The organism is Streptomyces klenkii (assembly GCF_003626645.1).
Taxonomy (GTDB): domain Bacteria; phylum Actinomycetota; class Actinomycetes; order Streptomycetales; family Streptomycetaceae; genus Streptomyces; species Streptomyces klenkii.
Map to the genome: position 1 here is coordinate 750,046 of NZ_RBAM01000001.1, position 23,461 is coordinate 773,506.

At 71.0% G+C, this 23,461-nt stretch carries 22 protein-coding genes; 8 read left to right on the forward strand and 14 right to left on the reverse strand.

What is annotated here, in order from left to right; all coding sequences use genetic code 11:
• Positions 1-129 precede the first annotated feature (129 nt).
• Positions 130-834 carry a FadR/GntR family transcriptional regulator gene (locus D7231_RS02500; protein ID WP_241999525.1) on the reverse strand — a complete coding sequence of 235 codons (705 nt, stop codon included), beginning with the start codon at positions 832-834 and terminating at the stop codon, positions 130-132.
• A gap of 118 nt (positions 835-952) precedes the next feature.
• Between D7231_RS02500 and D7231_RS02505 the strand changes: the two genes are divergently transcribed.
• Both D7231_RS02505 and D7231_RS02510 read left to right on the forward strand, forming a co-directional pair.
• Positions 953-1,435 carry a flavin reductase family protein gene (locus D7231_RS02505; protein WP_241999526.1) on the forward strand — a complete coding sequence of 161 codons (483 nt, stop codon included), beginning with the start codon at positions 953-955 and terminating at the stop codon, positions 1,433-1,435.
• 44 nt (positions 1,436-1,479) lie between these two features.
• Positions 1,480-2,682: an acyl-CoA dehydrogenase family protein gene (locus tag D7231_RS02510; RefSeq protein WP_120753210.1), complete on the forward strand. Its 1,203-nt coding sequence runs from the start codon at positions 1,480-1,482 to the stop codon at positions 2,680-2,682.
• 195 nt (positions 2,683-2,877) lie between these two features.
• Here the strand turns inward: D7231_RS02510 and D7231_RS02515 are convergent, their stop codons facing one another.
• On the reverse strand, positions 2,878-3,303 hold the full coding sequence (locus tag D7231_RS02515) for a hypothetical protein (protein ID WP_228775176.1): 426 nt from the start codon (positions 3,301-3,303) through the stop codon (positions 2,878-2,880).
• Between the two features lie 267 nt (positions 3,304-3,570).
• Here D7231_RS02515 and D7231_RS02520 point away from each other — a divergent pair, with 267 nt between their 5' ends.
• From D7231_RS02520 to D7231_RS02530, 3 genes are all read left to right on the forward strand, one after another.
• Positions 3,571-4,563, forward strand: coding sequence for a hypothetical protein (locus D7231_RS02520; protein ID WP_147449672.1), 993 nt, complete (start codon positions 3,571-3,573; stop codon positions 4,561-4,563).
• Positions 4,564-4,694: 131 nt separating this feature from the next.
• Entirely contained in the window at positions 4,695-5,450 is a 756-nt protein-coding gene (locus D7231_RS02525) for an ATP-grasp domain-containing protein (RefSeq protein WP_120753213.1), read from the forward strand.
• A 151-nt stretch (positions 5,451-5,601) separates the two neighbouring features.
• Positions 5,602-5,883, forward strand: a complete 282-nt coding sequence (locus tag D7231_RS02530; protein WP_120753214.1) for a VOC family protein — start codon at positions 5,602-5,604, stop codon at positions 5,881-5,883.
• Positions 5,884-5,986: 103 nt separating this feature from the next.
• Here the strand turns inward: D7231_RS02530 and D7231_RS02535 are convergent, their stop codons facing one another.
• From D7231_RS02535 to D7231_RS02580, 10 genes are all read right to left on the reverse strand, one after another.
• Positions 5,987-6,559 (reverse strand): nucleoside 2-deoxyribosyltransferase, encoded by a 573-nt coding sequence (locus D7231_RS02535; protein WP_120753215.1) that lies wholly within the window; start codon positions 6,557-6,559, stop codon positions 5,987-5,989.
• A gap of 8 nt (positions 6,560-6,567) precedes the next feature.
• Entirely contained in the window at positions 6,568-7,185 is a 618-nt protein-coding gene (locus D7231_RS02540) for a class I SAM-dependent methyltransferase (protein WP_120753216.1), read from the reverse strand.
• A gap of 127 nt (positions 7,186-7,312) precedes the next feature.
• Complete coding sequence (locus D7231_RS02545) at positions 7,313-9,214, reverse strand: hypothetical protein (RefSeq protein WP_120753217.1); 1,902 nt, start codon at positions 9,212-9,214, stop codon at positions 7,313-7,315.
• A 184-nt stretch (positions 9,215-9,398) separates the two neighbouring features.
• Positions 9,399-10,661, reverse strand: coding sequence for an MFS transporter (locus D7231_RS02550; protein ID WP_120753218.1), 1,263 nt, complete (start codon positions 10,659-10,661; stop codon positions 9,399-9,401).
• Positions 10,662-10,743: 82 nt separating this feature from the next.
• Positions 10,744-12,039: an ATP-grasp domain-containing protein gene (locus D7231_RS02555; protein ID WP_241999527.1), complete on the reverse strand. Its 1,296-nt coding sequence runs from the start codon at positions 12,037-12,039 to the stop codon at positions 10,744-10,746.
• Positions 12,036-13,214, reverse strand: a complete 1,179-nt coding sequence (locus D7231_RS02560) for a DegT/DnrJ/EryC1/StrS family aminotransferase (protein ID WP_120753219.1) — start codon at positions 13,212-13,214, stop codon at positions 12,036-12,038. Before D7231_RS02560 ends, D7231_RS02555 begins: the two co-directional genes overlap by 4 nt.
• Positions 13,211-14,437 (reverse strand): arginine 2,3-aminomutase, encoded by a 1,227-nt coding sequence (gene blsG, locus D7231_RS02565; protein ID WP_120753220.1) that lies wholly within the window; start codon positions 14,435-14,437, stop codon positions 13,211-13,213. Before blsG ends, D7231_RS02560 begins: the two co-directional genes overlap by 4 nt.
• A gap of 109 nt (positions 14,438-14,546) precedes the next feature.
• Positions 14,547-15,518, reverse strand: coding sequence for a CGA synthase-related protein (gene blsF, locus D7231_RS02570; protein WP_241999528.1), 972 nt, complete (start codon positions 15,516-15,518; stop codon positions 14,547-14,549).
• Positions 15,506-16,576 (reverse strand): cytosylglucuronate decarboxylase, encoded by a 1,071-nt coding sequence (gene blsE / locus D7231_RS02575; RefSeq protein WP_241999529.1) that lies wholly within the window; start codon positions 16,574-16,576, stop codon positions 15,506-15,508. The genes blsF and blsE overlap by 13 nt, the downstream gene beginning before the upstream one ends.
• A gap of 170 nt (positions 16,577-16,746) precedes the next feature.
• Positions 16,747-18,141 carry a hydroxymethylcytosylglucuronate/cytosylglucuronate synthase gene (locus D7231_RS02580; protein WP_120753222.1) on the reverse strand — a complete coding sequence of 465 codons (1,395 nt, stop codon included), beginning with the start codon at positions 18,139-18,141 and terminating at the stop codon, positions 16,747-16,749.
• 422 nt (positions 18,142-18,563) lie between these two features.
• Between D7231_RS02580 and D7231_RS02585 the strand changes: the two genes are divergently transcribed.
• A complete protein-coding gene (locus D7231_RS02585) occupies positions 18,564-20,228 on the forward strand; it encodes an ABC-F family ATP-binding cassette domain-containing protein (RefSeq protein ID WP_120753223.1) in 1,665 nt (554 codons plus the stop codon).
• A gap of 68 nt (positions 20,229-20,296) precedes the next feature.
• Here the strand turns inward: D7231_RS02585 and D7231_RS02590 are convergent, their stop codons facing one another.
• Together D7231_RS02590 and D7231_RS02595 are read right to left on the reverse strand one after the other, a co-directional pair.
• The gene (locus D7231_RS02590; protein ID WP_120753224.1) at positions 20,297-21,097 is read right to left on the reverse strand and encodes an inositol monophosphatase family protein; all 801 of its coding nucleotides are present in this window, start codon (positions 21,095-21,097) and stop codon (positions 20,297-20,299) included.
• 67 nt (positions 21,098-21,164) lie between these two features.
• Entirely contained in the window at positions 21,165-21,665 is a 501-nt protein-coding gene (locus D7231_RS02595; protein WP_241999530.1) for a nitroreductase family protein, read from the reverse strand.
• 52 nt (positions 21,666-21,717) lie between these two features.
• Between D7231_RS02595 and D7231_RS02600 the strand changes: the two genes are divergently transcribed.
• Both D7231_RS02600 and D7231_RS02605 read left to right on the forward strand, forming a co-directional pair.
• Positions 21,718-22,209, forward strand: a complete 492-nt coding sequence (locus D7231_RS02600) for a TetR family transcriptional regulator (protein ID WP_241999531.1) — start codon at positions 21,718-21,720, stop codon at positions 22,207-22,209.
• Positions 22,210-22,381: 172 nt separating this feature from the next.
• Positions 22,382-23,416, forward strand: coding sequence for an AraC-like ligand-binding domain-containing protein (locus D7231_RS02605; RefSeq protein ID WP_120753225.1), 1,035 nt, complete (start codon positions 22,382-22,384; stop codon positions 23,414-23,416).
• Positions 23,417-23,461: the final 45 nt, after the last annotated feature.

Genomic DNA, 23,461 nt, shown 5'->3' on the forward strand with positions numbered 1-23,461 from the left:
TAACCCGGGAGCCGGCCTATCGGCAGGCTGTCCCACGCATCCCCCCCCGCCCCAGCGACCACAGGCACACGCCGGGCGACACCGTTTCGCCGCGGCCCGGTTCAGTCGAGTCCGCTCAGCCAACTCCGCTCAGTCAAGCCGGGCCAGTTCGAGCGCCTTCGCGCGATCACGGGATTCGATGGCGTCGATCAGGGCGGTGTGCTGCTCGTACCGGTCCTGGAGCTGCTCGACGGCATCGGGCTCGGTGAGGGGGAGGAGCGTGGCGTAGAGCGACCGCAGCAGAGTGTTGGGGCTGATGGCCGCCAGTCGCGTACGGAGCCGGTGGTCGGCGGCGGCGAAGGCGGCCGGGTCGGATTCTTCGGCGGTCTTGGCCAGGCCCGTCAGCTCCCGTCGAAGTTCGGCTACATCGGCCGGCGAGGCGTGCCAGAGGGCGTCCTCGACCAGGAGCGGGCCCAGGGCGTCACGGATCCGCCGGGCCTCCTCGGCGCGTGCGTCGTCCGGCTGGTGAGTGTCCAGCGCGAGAACGGAGTTGCCCAGGCGTCGCATGGGTGACTGTTCGGCGGCGAAGAGGCCGCCGCCGGGGCCGGGGCGCACCGTGACCAGCCCGCGGGACTGGAGCAGCCGCAGGGTTTCGTTGAAGGTGCCGACGGACACCCCGCAGGTGGTGCGGAGTTCCTCCTTGGTGCCCAGGCGTTCGCCCGGCTCCGCATCCATGACCATGGCCGCGATGCGTTCGGCGGCGACCTCGGCACGGGAGGCCGCGGTGCGTTCCCAGTCGCCGCGCCGCAAGGCGGGCGGCTCGATGCCCCCTCTGGTGTCGTCCGCGGCTCCCACGGGGCCTCCCCATCCTCAGCGCTATTGATTATGACCAATAGCAAGCGTACCCCTTGACGCTCTTTCAAACCTCCATGCATGATCACAGTAATCATCATGATGAATTGGAGGGGTCGCCATGATGACCGAGCAGGACTTCCGGGACCTGATGGCCGGGGTCTGCGCCCCGGTGACCGTCGTGACCGCCACCGAGGACGAAACGCCGTACGGGGCGACCGTCAGCGCGTTCGCGTCACTGTCCCTGTGCCCGCCGATGGTGTCGGTGGCCTTGGACCGCGGATCGGGGCTGCTGGCCCGCGTCCTGGCGACCGGACGGTTCGGGGTGAACGTCCTCGGCGCGCAACAGGAAGCGCTGGCACTGCGCTTCGCCCGCCGGTCTGCCGGCCGCTTCGCCGGGGTCGGGTGGGAGTACGACCACGGGCTGCCGCGCCTGCCGGACGCACCGGGCTGGCTGGTGTGCGAGCTGGCCTCGGTGGTCGAGGGCGGTGACCATCTCCTGCTTCTGGGGGCAGTCGTCCACGCCCGTACGGCCACGGCGGCACCACTGGTCTACGGTCACCGGACCTTCGGCACGCACTCCGCGTTCGCCCCGGTCGCGTAAACCCCACTACCTCATCACGTGCTCACGACCATGGAGACACCCACATGACCATCACCGGCACTGACACTTCCGCCCCGAACGCCGCCGAACTGGTGGCCCGGGCCACCGCTCTGCAACCGCTGCTGCGCGAGCACGCCGCCAGGATCGAAGCGGACCGCAAGGTGACCGACGAGGTGATCGAAGCCCTGGCGGACGCCGGGCTGTTCAAGCTGACCGTGGCGCGGCGCTTCGGCGGCTACGAGACCGACATGCGCACCCTGGTGGACGTGTCCGCCGCGGTCGCCGAGGGCGACGGCTCCACGGGATGGGTGCTGGCCGTGGTCAACACCTGCAACTGGCTCGCCGGCCTGTTCCCCCTCGCCGCCCAGGAAGAAGTCTTCGGCACCGACCCCGACGCACGCGTCACCGGTGTCTTCACCCCGGCCACCGCCACCAACCGCAAGGTCGAAGGCGGCTGGCGGATATCCGGCCGCTGGTACTACAACTCCGGCTCCTGGCACTCCACGTGGGCCGTGCTGGGCCTGCCGCTGAACGACGAGAGCGGTGAGGTGGTCGACCAGGCGATGGTGCTCGCGCCACGTACGGACCTGGAGATGCAGGACGTCTGGCACGTCGCCGGAATGTGCGGGACCGGCAGCAACTGCCTGATCGCCGAAGACATCTTCGTGCCCGAGCACCGCGTCATCTCCGTCCCGCGCGCGATCGACGGCGAACTGCCCGCCGTACACGGGCCGACGGGACTGTTCCGCTCACCGCTCTCACCGCTCCTCGCCCTGGGCCTGGCCGGGCCCCAAGTGGGCATGGCACGCGCCGCGCTGAAGCTGGTCACCGAGAAGGCCGGGACCAAGCCGATCTCGTACACCTACTACGAGACGCAGGCCGAGTCGGTGGCCGTACAGCTCCAGGTCGCCGAGGCCGCCATGCGGATCGACACCGCGCAACTGCACCTGCACCGGGCCGCCGCGGACATCGACGAGGCCGCCGCCCGCGGCGGCAAGCTCGACGCGCCGATCCGAGCCAGGGTCCGGGCGGACAGCGGACACGCCATCAAGAACGTCCTGGAGGCCATCAACACCCTGCTCAACGTGCACGGCGGTGGCGCTTTCGCCGACGTCAACCCGCTGCAGCGGATCTGGCGGGACGCGAGCACCGCCGGACGACACGCGGTCTCCACGCCCGCGGTGGGCATGGAAATCTACGGCAAGCTGCTGCTGGGCATCGAGGAGCGGATCACGCCCTTCGTATGAGACACGGGCCCGGCGCGACGACCATCGCGCCGGGCCCGGCAGTCACGCAGCGGGCACGGCCTCACCCCGAACCGGCCGCCTTGCCTCGAGGCGCACACGGCTACAGCCGCCCTGCCCCGAAGTGCACACGGCTGCGCCGGAACGGAACCTGTCAGCGGAGCTCCGCTGAACCGCAGCACCCTTCGAAGAAAGGCCTCAGCAGCACTTGGGCCAATCCCAAGTCCACCAGTTCGCACCGAGGTCGGGGCGCGTCTTGCCCACGATGGCGCCGTTGCTGTTCTTGAGAACGATGTGCGTTTCGAATTTGCCCTGCCCCTGCGCATCCGACACGCTGATCTTGCTCGTGGCGCGGGCATTGCCGAGAGGATCGGGCATGCCCATGGACACCCATCCGGTCCACTGCTTGCTGACGGTCCAGCGCGTCCACACCGCGTAGTCGAGGCCGACGAGGAACTGTTCCTTCTCGCCGTTCGGAAGCTTGTGGTCCGTCACGCCGTAATCACATACGTACTTGCCGCCGCCCCCCGCAGTGCAGGTGTCGGCCGCCTGAGCCGGCGTGACGGCGACGGCCAGTCCTGCCATGGTGGCGAGGGCGACAGCGACGGCCTTGATTCTCTTCAACCTGAGCATCCCGTTCTCTGAAATACGACCCGTGCGAGGCAGGGCTCCGGGCCCGTGCTCTGACACGCCGTCAGCCTACCGGTCGTCGGCTGACGGCTCGCTAACGAAGTGCTGACGTCGCTCTGACGTCCCCGCTGAGCTCCAGGGCGACCGCCGCCCGGCCTATCTCATACGGGCTCTTCTGCTGGTTGTCCTGTGTTTGGATACCGGAGCTCGCCTTTGTGAGGGGAAACGTTGACACGTACGACACCGCCGCGCCCACTGGACGTGACCGCGCAGCTTCCGGAGCTGGCCGATCTGGCCAGGACAGCCACTCGCCTGCACCCGCGGCCCGGTGCCCCCACCGTTCATGACAGCTCAGTGGGCGGCCCGCTGCTGTGGCCGACGGGTGAGCCCTGGCCGGAATACGAGCCGAAGCAGGCACCCTACGGGCCGTTGACCACTCTGGCGGACGTCCACACGCTACGGGGGATCGTCGAGCAGGAGCGGTCCCGGCCGAGGACCGGCGGCGAGATCCTGCCGACGGGGTGGCAGGCGGAGGTGATCGACCGGATCAGGAACGGGTACGCACCGGAGCTGTTGCCGGAGGGGCCGCTGCCGCTCATCCCGCTCGTGCAGCTCTACGCCCGGGATGTGCCCGGACTCCCATGCCCTGAGGGAACGGACATGCTTCAGGCTCTGTGGTCCCCGTTCGACGAGATCGAAGGGTGCTCCGGCGCTGTGCAGCTGCGGTGGCGGTTGTCCTCGGACGTGCGTGAGGTCCTGGCCGAGCCACCGGAGCCTGCCTACATCGACATGAGCGACCTTGTGCCGGCACCATGCGTGCTGCACCCGGAACAGGTGCGGGAGTTCCCTCCGCTGCACCTCCTCACGGAGGAACAGACGAAGCGCTTGGACGCCTGGACGAACTGGACGAAGGAGCGTTCGCCGGACTACGAGCAGCTTGATTACGAGGGAGATCTGTCCATTGCACCAGGCTGGAAGCTGGGCGGCTGGCCCGCGCACTTCACCTACCGCTATCCGGCGAGCTCCGGCGAGCTCCAGTGCGGGGAGTGCGGCGGTCCCGTCGAGGCGCTGCTGACCGTCGCCGGCAGCGAGTGGGACGGCAGGAGCCGCAGCTGGTGCCCGGTCGAGGACGTGGACGGACATCCGTACCACAGTCGCACACCCACGGTGGTGACGGTCGGGCGTGGCTTCACCTTGCAGATCTACATCTGCGTCGGCACACCGTCCCACCTACCGCGGACGATCATGCAGTAGCGCAGGACGGGGCTGCCACCTCGCCTCGGGCGCCGCGCTGGAAGGCTTCGCGGGAAGCGGCACGTTCGCCGGCGGGTAACGGCGGGATATTCCGCGCGGCCGTCCATGCGAATGAGACATGATCCTTCGCCATGAGAACCATGCTCCTTCCTCCTCGTCTGACCGCCTCTGCTGAGTCGGTGCGTGAGGCGGCCCAGCGGTACGGACTGCGGACCGTGCAGTTCACGTCGTTCACACTTCCCGACGGCCTGCGCGGGGCGGAACATCTGCACGCGGGCCCGGGTTTCGCGGACGTCGTGGTGCCGGCGTACGGAATCGCGCCGCTTGAGGCGCCGCGTGACTGGCTGGCCGGGCTGCCACGGGAGCTCACGCGCCGCGACGTACGGATCATGCCGATCGCTGAGGCCTACGCTCTCCGGCGGCCAGTGTTCATCAAATCCCCCAATGACAAGGGGATACGGGCCATGGTCTACGCGGACGGGTCGAGACTGCCCGGGCCGGATGCCGTGGATCCTGAGACGGTGGTGCTGGTCAGCGACGTAGTGACCTTCGAGGCCGAGTACCGCCTGCACTGCCTTGACGGGACAGTGCACACAGGGAGCCGGTACGCCGAGAACGGGCGGCTGGCACTGGGTCCGCTGTCGGAAGCGGCGAAGGCTTTCGGCACCGAAGTGCTCGCCGAGGCCGGCGCAGCGCTGCCCTCCGCCATCGTCGTCGACGTGGGCACAGCCGACGGGCACTGGGCAGTGGTCGAAGCCAACGCGGCATGGGCCAGCGGCCTCTATACCGCTTCCCCTGAGCTCGCTCTCGACGTGATCCTGCGCGCCGCCGGACCGGTGGGCGACGTCGCACCCCGCGACCGGCGGTTCATCCGCGTCCCCTCCTGAGCCGCCGTCGGACTCGTCGATTTACTCCAGTTGATCCAGTTACTCCAGCCCGGCCCCGTCGAGGGTGTCCGCGGCCCGGGTGGCTGTCAGTTCCAGTCCGCAGGGCCGGAGGGCGGGGGCTACGGGTTCCTATAGAAGGACGGCCGGATCGTTGGACGTCGTCTACACCATCTCCGGGCCCGCCGGCGGCGGCGAGAGCACCATGCACGGCGGCATCATGCAGCTGGCCCAGCAGAACCTGGACGCCGGATCGACCTCCGAATGGCACCCGTACTTCGAGGTCGAGGACTGCGACGCCACGGTCTCCCGCGCCCAGGAGATGGGCGCCACCGCCATCATCCCTGCCACTGACGCCGAGGGTGTGGGGCGTTTCGCGATGCTGCTCGACCCGTTCGGGGCCCCGTTCGCCGTCATCACGAGCCCCAAGGCCTGATCCTCCGCAGCCGGCTGCCTGCCAGCCCCGCACGGAAGGCAGTCGGACACCCGATGCCCGCCCCTGGAGTGCGCCATGCGCAGGGACGGGCATCGGCATACGGTCAGTGGCCGCGGGCCGCCTCGCGGTGGCGGGTTACCGCGCGGTGCAGGGCCCGGTCGACGGCGGGTAGCGCGTCGGCGATGTCCGTGTGGACGACGTACTCCACGGTGGCGACCGTGTGCAGTCCCTGGACGAGGAAGGTGTACTGCCGGTCCCTTTCCAGCAGCAGGACGATCGGCTTGCCGAAGGCGCTGGCCCAGCCCAATTCGATGTGCGTGCCGGGCGACGCCGGGAAGCCGGGGAGGGCGACGAACGCGTCGGCCTTGCGGATCTCCTCCTGGTCGATGCGGGTGCACACCTCCGGACGCATCAGCTCCGCGCCCCACGCCTCCCGGCGGTGCGCGTTGTGGACGGACAGCCGCTGCGCCTCGAAGTGCTTGATCAGCGTGTCGAAGGGGGCCCGGGCGTCGCCGGACATCTCTCCCGTGGCGGGGTCCAGAAGCTGGAGGAACGGACCGGCGAGGAAGAGCGAGCGGATGCCCGGGCTCTCCTCCGGCAGGCAGTCGGAGCCCGCGTCGGAGGGAAAGCCGGCGCCGGTGGTCGATGTGGGTTGAGTGCTTGATTCGATCGTCATCGGTTCAGTCAGTCCTTGCGGAAGCACTGGATGTAGGCGTCGCCGCTCGTGCCGTACGTGTACTCGGTGGTCTCGTAGGCCGTGTACGGGTGACGCTCGACGCGAATGCTGCGGAAGTGCGGCAGGTACTGCCAGCGCAGCTCGGGTTTGGTGCTGAAGAACGGGATGAACACCCCGCCGGGGCGCAGCACGCGCACGACCTCCGGCATCGTCCTCGCCCACAGCTCCTTGTCCGTCCAGACGTCCATGTCCAGGGCCGGGTCGAAGAACATGCCGTCGATGCTCTCGGACGGCAGCTCGAAGATGCGCCGGAAGAAGTCGCCGCGCTCGATGGAGAGGTTGCCGGGCAGGTCCGGATGGCGGGCGCGGAAGAGGTCTTCGACCTCGCCGAAGAGCTCCAGCACCGTGTGGCTGCGGGTGGCGGGGTTGCCGGCGATGCGCAGTGCGGACAGCCCGAGGCCCAGCCCCACTTCGTAGAAGTCACGGCCGTACTCGCACAGCATGTCGGCGCTCGCCCACATGAGGTCGCGCTCCCACGCCTGCATGGCCTGTTCGCCGCCGATGCTCAGCGTCACCTCGCCGTCCTTCTCGACGAGCTTGATGGGAGGTGGAGGTGGATTCTGCATGGCATCCGTCCTTCGTCCGTCGGGTGGTCGGAGCCCTCGCCGGGCCGTGCCCGGGTACGGGCCGATCGGATGGTGCGGGCGGTGCGGGCGGTGCGGGCCGTGCGGTGGTACAGGCGGTCCCGCCGTCTTACGCGTCGCGCGGGACGACCCCGAAGTGACGCCGGGCGGTCGAGACGGCGAGGTCCTGCACGGCGAAGACCGTGAAGTAGTAGGCCTGCGGCGCGGTCCCGGCAGCGAACCGCACCCGGAAGGTCACGTCCCGGGGGTGGTCGGCAGTGCCCCGGACCTTCACCGTGCGCGGCTCGACCACGGTGTCCTCGCGCAGGTAGGTCGGTACGAACAGGCCGATCCGTACGGGACCGGGCCGGGACGCCGTGAGCGCGGCACGTACCTCCAGCACGCCGCCCTGCTCGACCTCGTCGTCGGCGTACGCCAGGAGGGCCGGAGCCTCGGGCACCCGGAACGTCACGTCCCCGCAGCGCATGCAGACCGCGCACGTGGTGTCCAGGACGTACGGGAGCAGGCCGCGCCGGGTGAACTCCTGGGCGGGCCGGCCGCAGTGGCAGGTCACCTCGCGCACCTGCGGGTCGAGGGAGCTGCGGTCGCCGAAGTAGGCCGGGTAGTTCATGATCTCGTTCTCGGGGTTGTCGGCGACCTGCTCGGCGACGGTGTGGTCGAGCGATTGCAGGTCCGCCGCGAGCGAGGCGTGGATCTCGCCGGGCGACTGGTCGGCGAGGTGGGTGGGCCGGGCCGCCCAGAGGTCCACCTTGCGGGCGAGCTTCGTCAGCCGCGGGCGCAGAGCATGGTTGTGGGGCAGCAGCTCGGAGGCGAGCAGGGCGGTGAGCCGGCGCCCCGTGGTGAGCAGCAGCGGGTCGGGCCGGTGGTCGGCCGGCCGGGGCGCGGGAGGGGCTTCCTCCAGCTCGTCCGGCATGCCGAAGCGCATGAACGCCGGATACGGGTGCGACCCCGCCAGACTGGCGTTGAGCGTGTCGACGGAATCCGCGCCCACGAGGGCGGTGCGCATCCACGCCACGTTCTCCGGCCGGTCGGAATCGTGGACGGACACGGCGGAGACGACCGTACGGGCCGGGCCGTCGAGGGCATTGAGGAGCAACTGGTACTTGGGGTCGTAGAGCGCGAGGTCGGCAAGCGGACCGCTGTTGCAGGCGCTGAGCACCACTTCTACGGCTTCCACGCGGTGGAGGGGGATCAGCTTGTCCTCGGGCTTGTAGCACGGCAGCCCGTACGCGCAGCGCGGACCGAGCAGCCCGGGTACGGCGGGCACGGCCGGGTTGAGGCCGCAGATGGTGAACTCGCCGAGGTTGACGCTGTCGTCCTTGCCGTGGCCCTGGAAGACCACCCTGCGCCACCGGGTGCCGAGGACCTCCCCCTGGATGTCGGCGCGTTCGAAGTCACGGTCGTCGAAGACCTGTACGCCGGGCAGGTGGGGCGGCCGGTCGGTGTCGGTGAACAGGCCCAGCGCGTCCACGTCCCGGCCCGCGAAGGCGTACTGCTTGGCCACGTTCCAGGCCACGGAGGCACCGTCGCGTCCGCTCAGCAGGGTGAGTGCGTGGGCCGGCCCGCGGTAGGTGGAGAGCAGGAGAGACCGTACGGGGGAGAGGTTGAGGCTGTCGTAGCGGCCGATGACGAGCAGCGTTCCGGCGTGCCGGTCGTGGAAGCCGGCCGCGTCGTCGAGCTCCTTCTCGTCCACCCACCGGCGAGCGAGCGGAGCGGCCAGCTCCGCCACGCCCGGGGGCAGCTCCTCGGCCCCCAGCACGACGCCCAGGTCCAGGGGGGCGGGTACGCGAAGGCCTTCGTACAGGCCGTTCGCCGCGGTCACGGAGGGCACCAGGTCCGCACGGCCGTCGACCGGTACGGGCACGGGCGTCCGGCCGGGGGCCGCCAGGAACTCCGCGACGGCATCGGCGTACCGGTCGAGGGCGACCGGGTGGAAGACTCCGGGGCCGGGGCCGGGGCCGGGGACGGCGGACGGCTGCTGGTGCCGCTGGTCGCTGACGGCAGGGTTCATGTTCAAGACACCTCATGTTCGTGCGCTGACCTGGGGAGCAAGCCCGGCGGCCGGTCGGCTGACGGAGCCGGTCCGGGCGCGGAACGATGCGAGAGAGCGGAGGGAGGAGTAGGAAGCGAGGAGTAGAAAGGAGTAGGGGAGGCAGGACAGTCACCCGGCGGCCCCCTGCCGAGCCCGGCCCCGCTCACGCCGGCTGCTCCACCGCGACCGCCGCGCCGCGCCCCAGCAACTCCCGGCAGGCGAAGGCCAGACCGGCCCCGGCCGCGGCCACCACGGCCGCCACCGCGAACACCCCGCGCGGCCCGGCCGGGGCCATGAGCAGCCCGCCCGCCTGCTGGCCTACGGCGTCGCCCACCACCGTCGCCAGGGACGCCCAGGTGAACGCCTCCGCCAGCATCCGGCTGTCGGCGACCCGGCTGACCAGGGTCATTTCACTGGCCGACACCAGGGCGATGGGCACGCTGCCCACCGCCAGCGCCACGCCCAGCGTCAGCTCGGACATGGCCAGCAGGGGGAGTGCCGTCCCTACGGCGTAGGCCGACACCAGGCGCGGGAACCTGCGGTGCACCGCGACCTCCGACTGCGAGCGCCCCAGCCACAGGGCCCCCACCGCACTGCCGACGCCCCAGCAGGCGTACACCACACCCGTGCTGCCCGGTGAGCCGTGGTCGTCGACGAACGCCGGAATGGCCAGCGTCATCAGGCCGATGGGCACCGCGCACACGGCCATCACCGCCGTCAGCGCCAGCATGGCCGGCTCCTTCAGCGGTCCCAGCAGGGAGTGCGGAACGAAGCCCGCCCCCGCGTGGCCCTCCGGCTTCTCCAGTTCCTCCGGCTCCTCCGGCCTCTCCGAAGGCAGCCGGGTCAGGGCGAATCCGAGCCCGAGTGCTCCTACGCCCCCGATCGCCGCCACCGTCGCCAGCGCGAGTCCGGCGGACCCCGTCAGCATCAGGGCCGCCAGCATCAGCGGCGCGCCGATCACCAGCACCTCGGTGAGCAGGGCCTCCCACAGATAGGCGATGTCCCGTTCGCCGTCCGAGAGCGGCAGCCGCGCCCACAGCGACCGCATGCACGCGTTGGCGGGCGGCAGGGCCACCCCGGCGACGACGGCCGCGACCGGCTGCGCCCAGTCACCCGGCCGGGTGGCCCACACCAGCAGGCCCAGCGCCGACGGATAGACCAGTCCGGTGGCGACGAGCACCGGCCGCCGGCCCCGGCGGTCGACGTACCGGGCGACCAAGGGACTGCCGGCCGCCATGCCCAGCGTGTACAGCGCCGCCACCAGTCCGGCCTGCGCGTAACTGCCGCCCTGCTCCCGGACCACCAGCACCATCGCCAGCGACATCAGGTAGACGGGCAGCCTGGAGACGACGCTCCAGCAGGCCGCCGCCACCACATGATGATGCGTCAGCAGGTCGATGAACCGGCGGGGCAACCCGTTCGTCACGGTCTCGGTCTCCGTCTTCGTTCGATGGCGGCGCGATCCGGCGGTGGGGTCCGGCAGCGCGCTCCGGCGGCAAGGCGAGGGGCTACGGGTGCGTGGCACCGGCCTCCCGGGGCTGCACGGCGGGCGCCACATCGATCGTGAAAGTGCCGAGGACCTCGCGCATGCGGTTCTCCACCTCGCCGATCGATGTGCCGGTCACATGGACGTACCCGGACGCGTTGTGCGAGGCACGGCGTGCCGCGACGACGTCTCCGACGTCCACCTTGAGAACGGCGTCGACGACTCCGGGGATGCGCAACAGTTCCTCTCCGGGCGTGATGGCGCGGACGACGCCCGAGCCGGGGAGGGGGAGCAGCAGGTCGCCCGCGCAGCGGCGCTCGCCGTACCGGAGGAGGGGACGCCGGCCGAGGTAGACGTCGAGCGCGGCACCGAAGACGTCGAAGCCGTAGGCGTGCCCGTGGTTGGCGGTGATCTCGCAGCCGGCCGGCCGTACGCCGATCTCGCCCGCGTAGACCTCGCCGTCGATCAGGAAGAACTCCATGTGCACGTAGCCGTGGTCGAGGCCCATGCCGGTGGCGATGCGCTGAAGCATGCCCCGCAGGTCTACGGGCGGCCCCTCGCCGGTAGCCACGCTGATGTTGGCGTTCATCGCGCCGTCGACGATGTCCAGCGGACGGCACGGCATCGCGCTGGGCCAGGCGTCGAGCACCTCCCCGGCGTGGATGAGGGCGCACACCTCCCATTCGGTGCCGCCCAGATACTCCTCGACCATCCACTCGCGCGAGCCGAAGACGGCCGGGTCGGGGCAGGACGACGGCCCGGTCAGCCGGAAGGTGTCCACGCACGCGAAGGAGTCCACGGGCTTGAGCACCAGCGGCCAGCCGCACACGGCCGCGAACCGTTCGACGCCGGCCGCGTCCGCCACCCGCGCGTACCGCGCGGTGCGCAGCCCCAGCTCCCGGAACTTGTCCTTCATGGCGGCCTTGTCACGCACCCACGCCACTTGCTGTTCCGTCAGGTGCGGCAGGCCGGCCAGTGCGGCGAAGCGCTGTGCGACCGCCTGCCGGGGCTCCGAGGGGTTGCAGAAGCGTTCGGGCCGGGCGGGCAGTGCCGCCGCCCACGTCTCGTAACGCCGTACCTCCTCCTCCAGCGGCACGCCTGCGCGTACCCAGAACGCCGGAAGGTGCGCGGTCTCGCGCAGATAGTCGTCCGACAGGTCGCGGCGCACCTCCGCGAAGCGCAGCAGCACCAGCCGGCCGGGGGTGAGGGCCCGTACGGCGTACCGGGTGAAGGTGCAGGCCCGGTCGTCCGCCATCAGCAGCACCGGAGCGTCCGCGCTCATGGCACCCATCGCGCCCGTGGCACTGGTCGCGCTCATACGGCCTCCAGAGCCTGGCGCAGGGCCTTGACGGCCAGGACCTGGTCCTGCTCGGAGAGCTCCGGCGACAACGGCACGCACAGGGTGCGGTCCAGCAGGTCCCGGGTGCGGGCGAATCCGTCGCGGCTGAGCATCAGGGGCCCGCCGGGAGCGAGGCTCCAGGGGAAGCCGTCGGCGTAGAGGGAACGCCGGCCGGTGATCACCGGGTGTTCCGGCAGGAGGTACTTGCCGAGCGTCCAGTTGGCGATGCCGCGCTCGGTGAGCGAGGCGACGGCCGCGTCGCGCAGCTCCCGGCTCTCCCAGCGGAGACGCAGGCTGATCTTCACGTCGCCCGCGGCCCTCGGCAGGACCGCGAGGTCCGTGCGGTCCGGCAGGTTCTCCATGGCGATGGCGTGCTGCCGCTCCAGCCCGGCGAGCAGCTCGTCGAGGTGGCGGAACTGCTGGAACTGGATGGCCGCCACGCCCTCGCTGGTGACGAAGTTCTCCCCGTAGTGGGCGTCCGCGTTCCACGTCGGGTAGCAGCCGGGCACCCGCGCGGACCCGTGGTCGTGGTAGCAGCGCATGGTTGCCCAGGCCGCCGGGTCGCCGGTGACGAGCAGTCCGCCCTCGCCGGAGGTGAGTACCTTGTTGTGGTGGAAGCTGAACGTGCCCGCGTACCCGGCTGTCCCGGCGTGCCTGCCGTCGGGGAACGTGGCGCCCAGGGCCTGGGCGCAGTCCTCGACGACGTACGGCACGCCCTCGGGCAGGCGGCCGGCGGCCCCCTCCATATGGGCGACGATCACCCGCTCGGTGCCGGGCGGCAGCAGGGTGGGATCGAGGGAGAGGGAGTCGTCGACGTCGACGAGTACGGGGATCAGCCCGCTGGAGAGGACCGCGCCCGCCACCGCGACGAACGTGACAGCCGGGATGTGGACGAGGTCGCCGGTGCGGGGCCGGGTGGAGATCAGCGCCAGCCGGAGGGCCTCGGTGCAGTTGTGCAGGGCCAGGACGTGCCGGGCGCCCAGGCGTTCGGCGACCCGGCGCTCCAGCCGGGAGGCGATGGACTCGCCCTCCGTCTGGTAGCGGAAGAGCACGGCGTGGTCGATCGCCTCGCGCAGCTCGTGCATGTCCGGCCAGTCGAGGTAGTTGGCCCCGTAGGGCAGGAATCGCTGTCCCAGGCGCTTGTTGAGGCTCATGGCGCATCAGGCTCCGTGATCGGGTACGCGGCGGCGTCGACGACCATCTCCTCGCCCCGGTAGTTGCGCAGGCGTAGGCGCAGGCCGTCGGGGGAGGGCGTGAAGTACGGCTGGGCGATGGGGATCTTGCCGATCCTCGTGGTGAGGACGTACTGCGGCACCCCGAATCCGGTGATGTGGCCCTGCAAGCCCTCCATGATCTCCCAGCCCTTCTCCACGGAGGTCATGAAGTGCGAGACACCGGTGACGTTGTCGCAGTGGTAGAGGTAATAGGGGCGGACGCGGATGTGCAGCAGCTCGGTCATCAGCGTGCGCATCGTGGTGACGTCGTCGTTGATCCCGTGCAGCAGCACGGTCTGGTTGCCGACCGGGATGCCGTGCCGCAGCAGGCGGTCCACGGCGGCCGCCGACTCCGCGGTGATCTCCTTGGGATGGTTGAAGTGCGTGTTCAGCCATACGGGGTGATAGCGCGCGAGCATCTCGCAAAGGCCCTCGGTGATGCGCTGCGGCAGCAGCACGGGGAACCGGCTGCCGATGCGGATGATCTCCACGCTGGGGATCGCCCGCAGCCCGGAGACGATCTCCTCCAGCTTGCCGTCCTGGTATGACAGCGGGTCGCCGCCCGTCAGCAGTACGTCCCGGATCTCCGGGTGGTCGGCGATGTAGCGCAGGTCCTCCTCGAACGACCCGCCCTCGTCGTCGCGGAAGTACGTGCCGGACACGTCGGTGGTGTGGAACTTGCGGGTGCAGTGCCGGCAGTAGACCGGGCACGCCTCGGTGATCAGCATGATCACCCGGTCCGGGTACTTGTGCACCACCCGGTTGGTCTTGCGGTAGTACATGTCCCCGACCGGGTCGACGTCGGAGCCGGGGAACTCCGTCAGCTCGCCCGGCGCGGGCACGGCTTGCAACCGGACCGGGCAGGCGGGGTCGTCGGGGTCCATCAGCGACGCGTAGTACGGGGTGATGCTCCACCGGTACTTGCCGGCCGAACCGGCGACGGCCTTCTCCTCGTCGGACGTCAGGCGGATCCACTGCCGGGCCTTGTGGACGGTGTTGATGCGCTTGCGCATGTGCCAGCGCCAGTCGTCCCATTCCGCGGCGGGGACGCGGGGCCGGAAGCCGGCGAGGTCCGCGGCCTCGGCGATGTCTGTGGGCTCTACGGTCTCTGTCGTATCTACGGGATCTGTGGTCGCGTCGTGTTCGCCGGGTGTGCCGGACATGGCGGCTCCAGTGTCGACAGACGATGTCTCAAAGTGGCTTAGGTGACTTAAGCGGCCCAGGCGGCCCAGCCGGTGGCTTAAGTTGCCCAAGCGGATGTGGTGCCACGGTTCACAGCGGTGCGAGCGAGAGCTGGCGGAGGCTGCGGGCAATGCGCTGGGCACCGCGCAAGTCGTCCCCGGGGCTGTCCACCGCCTGCCACAGCGTGTCGGCCGGAGGCACGTACGGCAGGGGCTTGCCGGCGTGGCCCTCGGCCACGGGTACGGGAACCACCCGCCGTACGCGCTCGGCCAGGGCTCTTTGTGCTGCACCCAGCGGCGGCAGGAAGCACAGGGGAGCGTGCCGCGCTTGGGCGAGCCCGACCGCAGCCAGCGTCGGGGAGGCCAGGAAGACCTCGCTGCCGGCGTGCAGTGCGTCGACGTCCACGTCGGCGGCGCGGTGCAGTCGCACCGCCTCGGGAGTACCGTCGGCTGCGAGGGAGGAACGGACGGCCGCGAGCCCGGTGTCGCACACCACGTCGCAGTGTCCGGCATGGTCCGCCGCGGCCCGTACCAGCGCCCGTAGCGGCCCGTCGGTGAAAGCCCGTACCTCGTCGTCCGGAACGCCCCACAGCGACAGGAGCAACAGGGCGCCGGTGCGGTTGCGGTCCCTGGCCGTGCGTACGGGCGCGAGCGTCCCGGCGGCGCGGACGCCCGGTCCGAGGGGCTCGGCGGCGGGGAGCCAGTCCGGCCGGTGCAGCCATCGCAACGCCGGCCCGGCCATCCCGGCCATCCCGGTCACCTCGGCCACTCCGGTCCCCTCCGGCCCCCGTCCGCCCGAGAACAGGTGCACCACCGGCACACCCCGTGCCGGCAGCTGTACGGTGGCCACCTCGTCGTCGCAGACCAGGGCGGCGACCGGCGGCGGTTCGGCGGACCGGTCCGTGGTGACGGCGAGCTCGCCGAGGTGCGCGGCGACGCGGCGGAGGGCGAGCAGCGAGTCCAGCTCCTCCTCCCGCGATACCAGCAGCACCCGCTGCCGCGTACCCGGGCGGCGGCTCTCGGGCGGCGGGGAGCTCGCGCCGCCGGGGGTCAGTACCGCCACGGCGGCACCGACCCGAGCCGGGCGACGTCGTCGCTGTATCCCGCGGCCGTCGTGGAGCAGCCCGAGCACAGCTCGGGGCCGTGTTCGCGGAAGTAGTCGGCATGCGCACGGAAGACGGGCGTGTCGAGCCCGATCGCCCCGCCCTCCCGCAACGGCGCACCGCCTCCCGGGCCGTCGCCGGCCTCGCGGTGCGGCAGACAACTGCACGCGTACATCCGCCCGAACCGCCCGTCGATGTAGATGACGTCGTCCACGACGTGGCACAGCGGCCGCGAGGCGCGCGGCGTCAGGGACTCACCGAAGTACCGGTCCCGTTCCTCCGCGGTGTCGCCGTAGAACCGCTTCCCCAGGGGGACCAGCAGGACGTCCGGGCCGGCGTCGTAGACGGGGTCGCACACCTCCCGCACGTGAGCGGGATCGGGATAGGTGATCGTACGGTCCAGCTTCAGGGCGGACAGTTCCCACTGGACCACGCCCGCTTCGGTCAGGACCTTCTGAAGCTGCGGCACCTCGGTGTAGTTGTGCGGCCCGACCACCGTGTTGACCCGCGGCAGGATGCCGAGCGCCGCGGCGGCGCGCAGCCCGGTCAGCCCGTTGTCGAACATGCCGGGGGAGCGGCGGTAGACGTCGTGGGTCTCCCCTGAAGCGCCGTCCAGGCTCACGATCACCTGGGCCAGGCCCGCCCCGGCGAGCCGCTGCACCATCCTCGGCAGCAGCATTCCGTTCGTGATGACGGACATCCGCATGCCCGCCGCCGTGCCCCGGCGCACCAGCTCCACGACGTCCCGGTGCATCAGCGGTTCGCCGCCGGTGAAGCGTACGTACCGCACTCCGGCCGCGCGGGCCCGGGGCAGCAGCTCGTCGAAGTCCTCGACGGAGAAGCGGTAGGCGTCGCGCGAGAGCGCGAACTCGCACATGAAACAGTCGGCGTTGCAGGCTTCCAGGATCCTGATGAAGAGATAGCGGTCTCGGTCACGGTCTTGGTCTTGGTCATGGTCACGCATCGGGGCGGGGCCTTTCGGGTCCTTCGGGTCCTTCGGGTCTCTCGGGTCTTTCATGGAAGGTTCAGGTCCTTCACGGGAGGTTCGGGTCCGTCAGGAGAGGGGGAACGGCCTGCTCGGGGCGGGCGGGGCGCGCAGGGCGCGTGGCAGGGATGCGACGTGCCGGTTACGGGCGAGGGGACGGGTACCGGTACGGGTCGGGTACGGGCGCGGCCGGGCTGCGGCCCTCAGGCGGTCGAGGGCTGGGCCTGCCGCACCGTGGCCAGGAGCGCATCGGCGACCTGGGCCGCGCCGCCGGTGCCGACGGCCGCGGCCAGAGCTCCCCATTCGGCGCCCTGCGCCGCCCGCCGCACCGCGGCCAGGACGGCGGAACGAAGGTCGGTTGCCGGGGGCGCGGCATCCGCTTGTACGGCTTGTACGGCGTCGGCTCGTACGGCCGCGTGCCCGATCCCGCCGTAGATCAGTTCCAGGGCGTGGTCCTCGCCCTTCGCGCGCAGCCCGAGCGCCTCCTCCTCTCCGAAGATGCTCTCGGGCCAGGTCACCCGTACGTCGGTGCCGACGGCCCGGCTGTGATAGCGGCCGTTGAAGATCTGGCTGAGGTTCTGCGGCGGCAGGCAGACCGTGGGCACCTTCAGCCGGTCCGCCTCCAGCAGCGTGGTGAGGCCCGGGGAGGTGAGGAGAACGTCGCAGCGGGTCAGTTCGGTGAGGAACGCGCTGTGGGGGAGCGGCCCGGCCGTGACCCGCAGCCCCGCGGGCGACCGCGCGACGAGACCGGCCAGGACGCCGTCCGGGAGGTTGCCGGCCAGGTGGGCTTCCTGCACGCCGTGGTCGGCCAGCGCGTCAAGGACGGCGGGCACGACGGCGCGCGGGTACGCCGTCCAGTCGGGCAGAGAGGGTGCGCGCAGGCCGCCCAGGCTGATCAGGGCCTTGCGCCAGGGCCGGCCGCCGGTACGGGACTCGGAGGGGTCCGGGGTGCGACGATCCGGGTGCCCGGGAGCCAGGGGGCGAAGGGCCGGGGGACGAGGATCCAGGCAGCTGCCCGGGGGAGTGCCGATGACCGCCTCGACCCAGCGCAGCGACGACACGGACGCAAGAACTCCCTCGTGCTCGCGCTCAAGAGAAACCCCGGGATACTTCTGGGCGCAGTACACGGTGGCGTCCAGCGGCAGTGCGCCACGGTCCCCGTCGGTCCACATGAAGGGCAGGCTGTCCACGAACACCGTCGGCACACCGGCCGCCTCCAGCTCCGACGCGACCGCACCGTCCAGAACGACCACCGCTGCCCGTACCCCGTGCGACTGCACGATCCGCCCGACGGCGGCGCGCCGCTCGGCCGCGGACTCCGGCAGGTCGTACCAGCAGTCGACCGTGTGCTCGGCGAGCAGGGGACGGCCCAGACCGGAGGCGAGGCCGACGAACCGCAGGGGCGGTTGTGCACGCCGCAAGGGCGGTTGCGCACGCTCGCGCAGTGCGGACAGGACGGCGCTCAGCTTTCCCGAGCTGCCCCAACCGAATTCGACCCCCGCGAGGGCGACCGTGACGGGCCGTGGGTGCGCCGCGGGCTCCGGGAGATCGGCGGCCGTCCGGGGGCCCGGCGGTCGTACATCGGGAACACGGCGCATCAGTGCCTTTCCGGCTTCCTCGGGCGGGCGGCTGCCCGTCGGGCGGACGAAGGGCGGGACGCGGCCCGGAGGACGGGACGCGGCCACGGGTGTGGTGCGGACGTGCTGCGAACGCCTCGCGTTACGAAACGTGCCGGGCCAACGTTCACGTATGCCTTCCCGCCGGACAAGGGCCCTATAGGAAGATTCCGGTCACTAGCGGATGATTCATCTGACAGCCGATAAGTAGGTTAAATACTCTTTCGTTTGTCTATGGGGCATGACAGTAAGAGGCCCGGGACGGTGTATGACGCACGGGGTTCCTGTGACCCGGGCAGGGCCGCCGGGCGACGGTGTGCGCCGGGGGCGCGCATCGCGGCGGATGCCAACGGCCTGGCCTTAATGAACCGGAGGGCCGGGCTCTGTGAGGCTAGGCTGCCCGCATGGGCTACCTGGAGGCCGGCGCTCTCGCCCACACCCTGGCCGACGGGCGCGAGCTGTTCCGCGACGTGTCCTTCCGCGTACCGGGCGGCGAGACCGTCGCCCTCATCGGTGACAACGGCGCGGGCAAGACCACGCTCCTGCGCATGCTCTCGGGAGTGCTGCCCGTCCCGCACGGCACCGTGCGCAGCCAAGGGGCAGTAGCGGTCATGCCCCAGTTCATCGGCAGCGTCCGCGACGGCCGGACCGTACGCGACCTGCTCCTGTCCGTAGCACCCCCGCACCGGCAAGAGGCCGCGGCCGCGGTCGACGCCGCCGAACTCGCGCTCATGGAGAACGACGACGAAGCCGCCCAGCTGCGCTACGCCGAAGCCCTCACCTCCTGGGGCGAGGCCGGCGGCTACGAGAGCGAGGTGCTCTGGGACACCGTCACCGTGGCCGCCCTCGGCCTGCCCTTCTCCACCGCCCAGTACCGCGACGTCTCCACGCTCTCCGGGGGCGAACAGAAGCGCCTCGTCCTGGAGGCGCTCCTACGCGGTCCGGCCGACTTGCTCCTGCTGGACGAGCCCGACAACTACCTCGACGTTCCGGGCAAACGCTGGCTGGAGGAACAACTCCTCCGCACGCGTAAAGGCGTCCTGCTCGTCACGCACGACCGCGAGGTGCTCAGCCGTACCGCCACCCAGGTCGTCACCCTCGAAGGCGGCTCGGCATGGACCCACGGAGGCGGCTTCGCCACCTGGCACACCGCCCGCGAGGCCCGCTGGGAACGAGCGGCGGAACTGCGACGGCGCTGGAGCGAGAAGCACGACCAGCTCAAAGAACTCGTCCGGACCCTGCGTCAGCAGGCCTCCATCAGCGACGAGATGGCCTCCCGCTACCACGCCGCCCAGACCCGGCTGGCCAAGTTCGAGGCCGTCGGCCCTCCACCCGCCCCGCCCCGTACCCAGCGCGTCGCCCCCGCTCTGCGCGGCGGCCGAACCGGCCTTAGGACGATCACCTGCCGCAGCCTCGAACTGACCGGCCTCATGCGCCCCTTCGACCTGGAGGTCTTCTTCGGCGACCGCGTCTGCGTCCTCGGCTCCAACGGCTCGGGCAAGAGCCACTTCCTGCGCCTGCTGGACGAGTCGGCCGCCGACGCTCCGCCCGACGCCCCTCCCGGCTCCCCGCCCGGCGTCGCGCACTCCGGCGAATGCCGCCTGGGCGCCCGGGTACGACCGGGGCTCTTCGCCCAGACCCACCGGCACCCGGAGTGGACGGGCCGCACCCCCGCCGACATCCTCGGCCGCGGCGACGGCGACCGGCAGGGAGTGGATCTCCAGGACGCCATGTCGGCCCTGAGCCGCTACGGCCTCGCCGGCGCCGGCCGGCAACCCTTCGAAACCCTCTCGGGCGGCCAGCAGGCCAGGTTCCAGATCCTCCTCCTGGAACTGGCCGGAGCCACCCTCCTGCTCCTCGACGAGCCCACCGACAACCTGGACCTGATCTCCGCCGAGGCCCTGGAGACGGCCCTGAACGCCTTCACCGGCACGGTCGTCGCCGTCACCCACGACCGCTGGTTCGCCCGCGCCTTCACCCGCTACCTCGTCTTCCGCGAGGACGGCCGGGTCGTGGAGACCACCGAACCCGTATGGGACGAGGGCCGCGTGGCCCGCGCCCGGGGGTGAGGAACGGCTGGCCGGTTGGTTTCTTGGACAGTGGCAGGCGTCGTGCCCCGGAGGGGTGCGCCGCGGCACTAGCTTCGGCTGCGCGTCATCGATATCAGCAGCTCATGGGTCTCCTGGTCGGCGGCGGCCACGAGCCCACGGCCTGCCTCACCGATCGGGGCGCCGTCAATCCCGGTGACAATGCAGCCGGCAGCCCGGCACAAAGCGATGCCGGCTGCGAAGTGCACGCTGTTGGACAGGTCGCCGCCGTCGGTGACGTACGCGGCGCGCTTGCCGGTGGCGACCCAGGCCAGCGCGAGGGTCGTAGATACGACCCGGGGCCGAAAGCGTTCGACGAATTCAGGGTGGGCCAGCAGGTCCACGGCCCGGAATCCGGGCGCACTCGGGAACGGCGGATCCAGGTTGACGTCCACCAGTCGCGTAGCGGGCGAGGGCGTCAGCCGTTCGTCGTCGGCCCCGTCATGCCGCACCCAGGCGGTCTTCCCGCCGGTGAAGAAGACCTCGCCGCTGAACGGGTCGGCCACCGCCGCCGCCCCATCGCGCAGCGCCACGTTGACGGCCACCAGCATGTTGCCCACGGCGTAGTTCAGCGTGCCGCACAGGGGATCCACCAACCACTGGCGCACAGCGTCGGCAGCGCCCTGCTGCCCGCCTTCCTCGCCGAGCACCGCGTCATCGGGCCGTGCGGCACGAATGAGGCCGAGGATCGCCTTCTCCGCCTCCACATCGGCGGCGGTGGCAAAGTCCCCGGCCCCCTTGTCGATGCGGTTGAGCCGTTGGCCGTACATGTTACGGACGACGTCCGCGCCGGCCCGCGCCCCGGCTATGGCGACTTCAGTATCGTCGGAACTCGCATATGAGTTGATCATGCTGAGCAGACTATGAGCAGCCTACCGAGGCCGGCGACCGACCCGGCGAACCTTTCCGGTCAGAGCACTATCCGTGGAACGTCGTGGTCGTCGCCAGCGCTGCGCGTCCGGCTCGGCCCCGGTTCACCGGTGCGGTGCCGTCGGCATAGCCGAACGAGACTCCGACGAGCAGTTTCCCTTCGGCGGCGCCGAGTTCGCCGCGCACGGTATCGGCGTAGAAGCTCAGCAGCCCTTGCGGGCAGCTGTCCACGCCGTACGCGGCCATCGCCAGCAACAGCGTCTGCATGTAGGCGCCGACGTCCACCGCCGTCCGCGCATCGGCGCGGCCGGAGGAGACGAAGAGGAACGCGACGTGCGGTGCGCCGTAGAACCGCAGGCTCTCGGCGTCGTAGGCCGCGCGGGCGGCGACGTCATCCCGGTCGGTGCCCAGTGCGCCGTAGAGCTCGGCGCCGAAGGCGGTCCGCCGCTCCTGCTGCATCGGTGCGTACATGTCGTCGCGGTACGGGAAGTCGGCGGAGGTGCGGCCTGCTGCGTGGGCCGCCTCCAGGGCGGGGCCGCGGGAGCGCATCCTGGCCGCCGCCGCCCGACTGTTCGCGGAGCGAGGGATCACCGCGACCGGCATGGAGCAGATCGCGGAGGCGGCGCCGGTGTCCAAGCGCACCCTCTACGCCCATTTCCGGACCAAGTGCGACCTCGTGGTCGCCCATCTGCGGGCGCTCACCGCGTCGGGGAACACGCTGGAGAGCGTGCTGACCCGTGAGGACCTCAGTCCCCGGGAGCGGATCCTCAAACTGTTCGACCCGCCCGTCGCGGGCGCGGACCCGGTGCGGGGATGCCCGTTCATCGATGCCGCGGCGGAGTTCCCCGACCCGAGGAGTCCGATCCACGCCTATGCCCGCGAACAGAAGCTGCTGATGACCCATCTGGTCACCACGCTCGTGGCGGAACTCGGCTGCGCCCGACCCGACGCGCTCGCGGAGCAGCTGGTGACCCTCGCGGACGGTGCGGCCAGCCGCGCCATGGTGCTGAACGAGGCGGACTACGGCCGGCACGCACGCGCCGCCGCGGAGACCCTCCTCGCACACGCTTTGCCCCGGACGGCCGCTCCCTGACTTGTCGGACAGGGGCTTGCGCCTGTCGGGCAGGGGGCTTGCGGTCTCATGCGACACTCCAAAACCTCTCGGCCATGCGGGGAGCGCGCTGAGCCATATTGGCGGAGGGCAATTGTGGCGAGCGGTCGGCAGGCACATGCTCAACGCCGTCGCATCCCTTGGAGGGAGCCCGATGGCGTATACGGAGCTCGACACGACCAGCCTGCCGCCGGAGGACCGTTTTGCCTGGTGGCGCGAGGTGGTGGGGCAAGGAGTGGCGCCCATCCGGATCACCACGGATCACGCCGCGAACTTCGTGGGCCGGGCGGGATTCCTTCCTCTGGGGCCCGTGCAGCTGACGACCATGTCCTTCCCTTCGCTGTCGTCGGACCGCCCCGCGCACCTCGTCCGCCGCTCCGACCCCGAAACGTACGAACTCACGCTGATCCTGGGTGGTGCCATGCGCGTGGCTCAGGAGCGCTGTGAAGCCCGCTTTTCCGCCGGGGACTTCGCGATGTGGACTTCCTCGCGCCCCTACACCGGGCAGGCCGTGAGCGGCCCGGAGGCCGATGCGCCGCGCGCCGTCATCCTGCATCTGCCGCAGGCGCTCGTCCCTCTGCCGCAGGACAGGGTCAGGCCGTTGCTCGCCCGTGGACTGCCGGCGCGGTCGGGGATGGGCAGGATCTTCGCCCAGTACCTGGAATCTGTCGTGCAGGAGGCGCCCTTCCTGGACGAAGAGGTCGCAGGCCGGCTCGGCAGGACGAGCCTCGACCTGGCCGCCGGCTTCCTCGCCCAGCAGGCCGGCGCGCAGGAGCGGCTCCCGCCGGAGACCCGGCACCAGGTCCTGCTGGCCGCGATCGACACCTTCATCGAAGACAACCTTGCCGATCCCCGGCTTTCCCCCGGCGCGATAGCCGCCCGGCACCACATTTCCGTGCGTCTTCTCCACCAGCTCTTCCGCGGCCGTCCGGAGACGGTGTCCGCCCGGATCCGGCGCAGACGGCTGGAGCGGTGCCGCGAAGACCTCACGGCACCACGGCTGTGCGACCTGCCGGTGTACGCCATCGGCGCGCGGTGGGGCCTGACCGACCCGGCCGGATTCAGCCGCGCGTTCCGTGCTGCCTACGGCCTCTCCCCAGGAGAACACCGCAACGCGTCCTCACGCGAGCCTGCCTCTTCGCGACGCAGTGCACACAGAGCCAACGTTTCCCGCACGCTCGGCCAATGACCACTCCTCGGTGCCGGGGCGAGACTGACGGAGCACGAGAAGTTG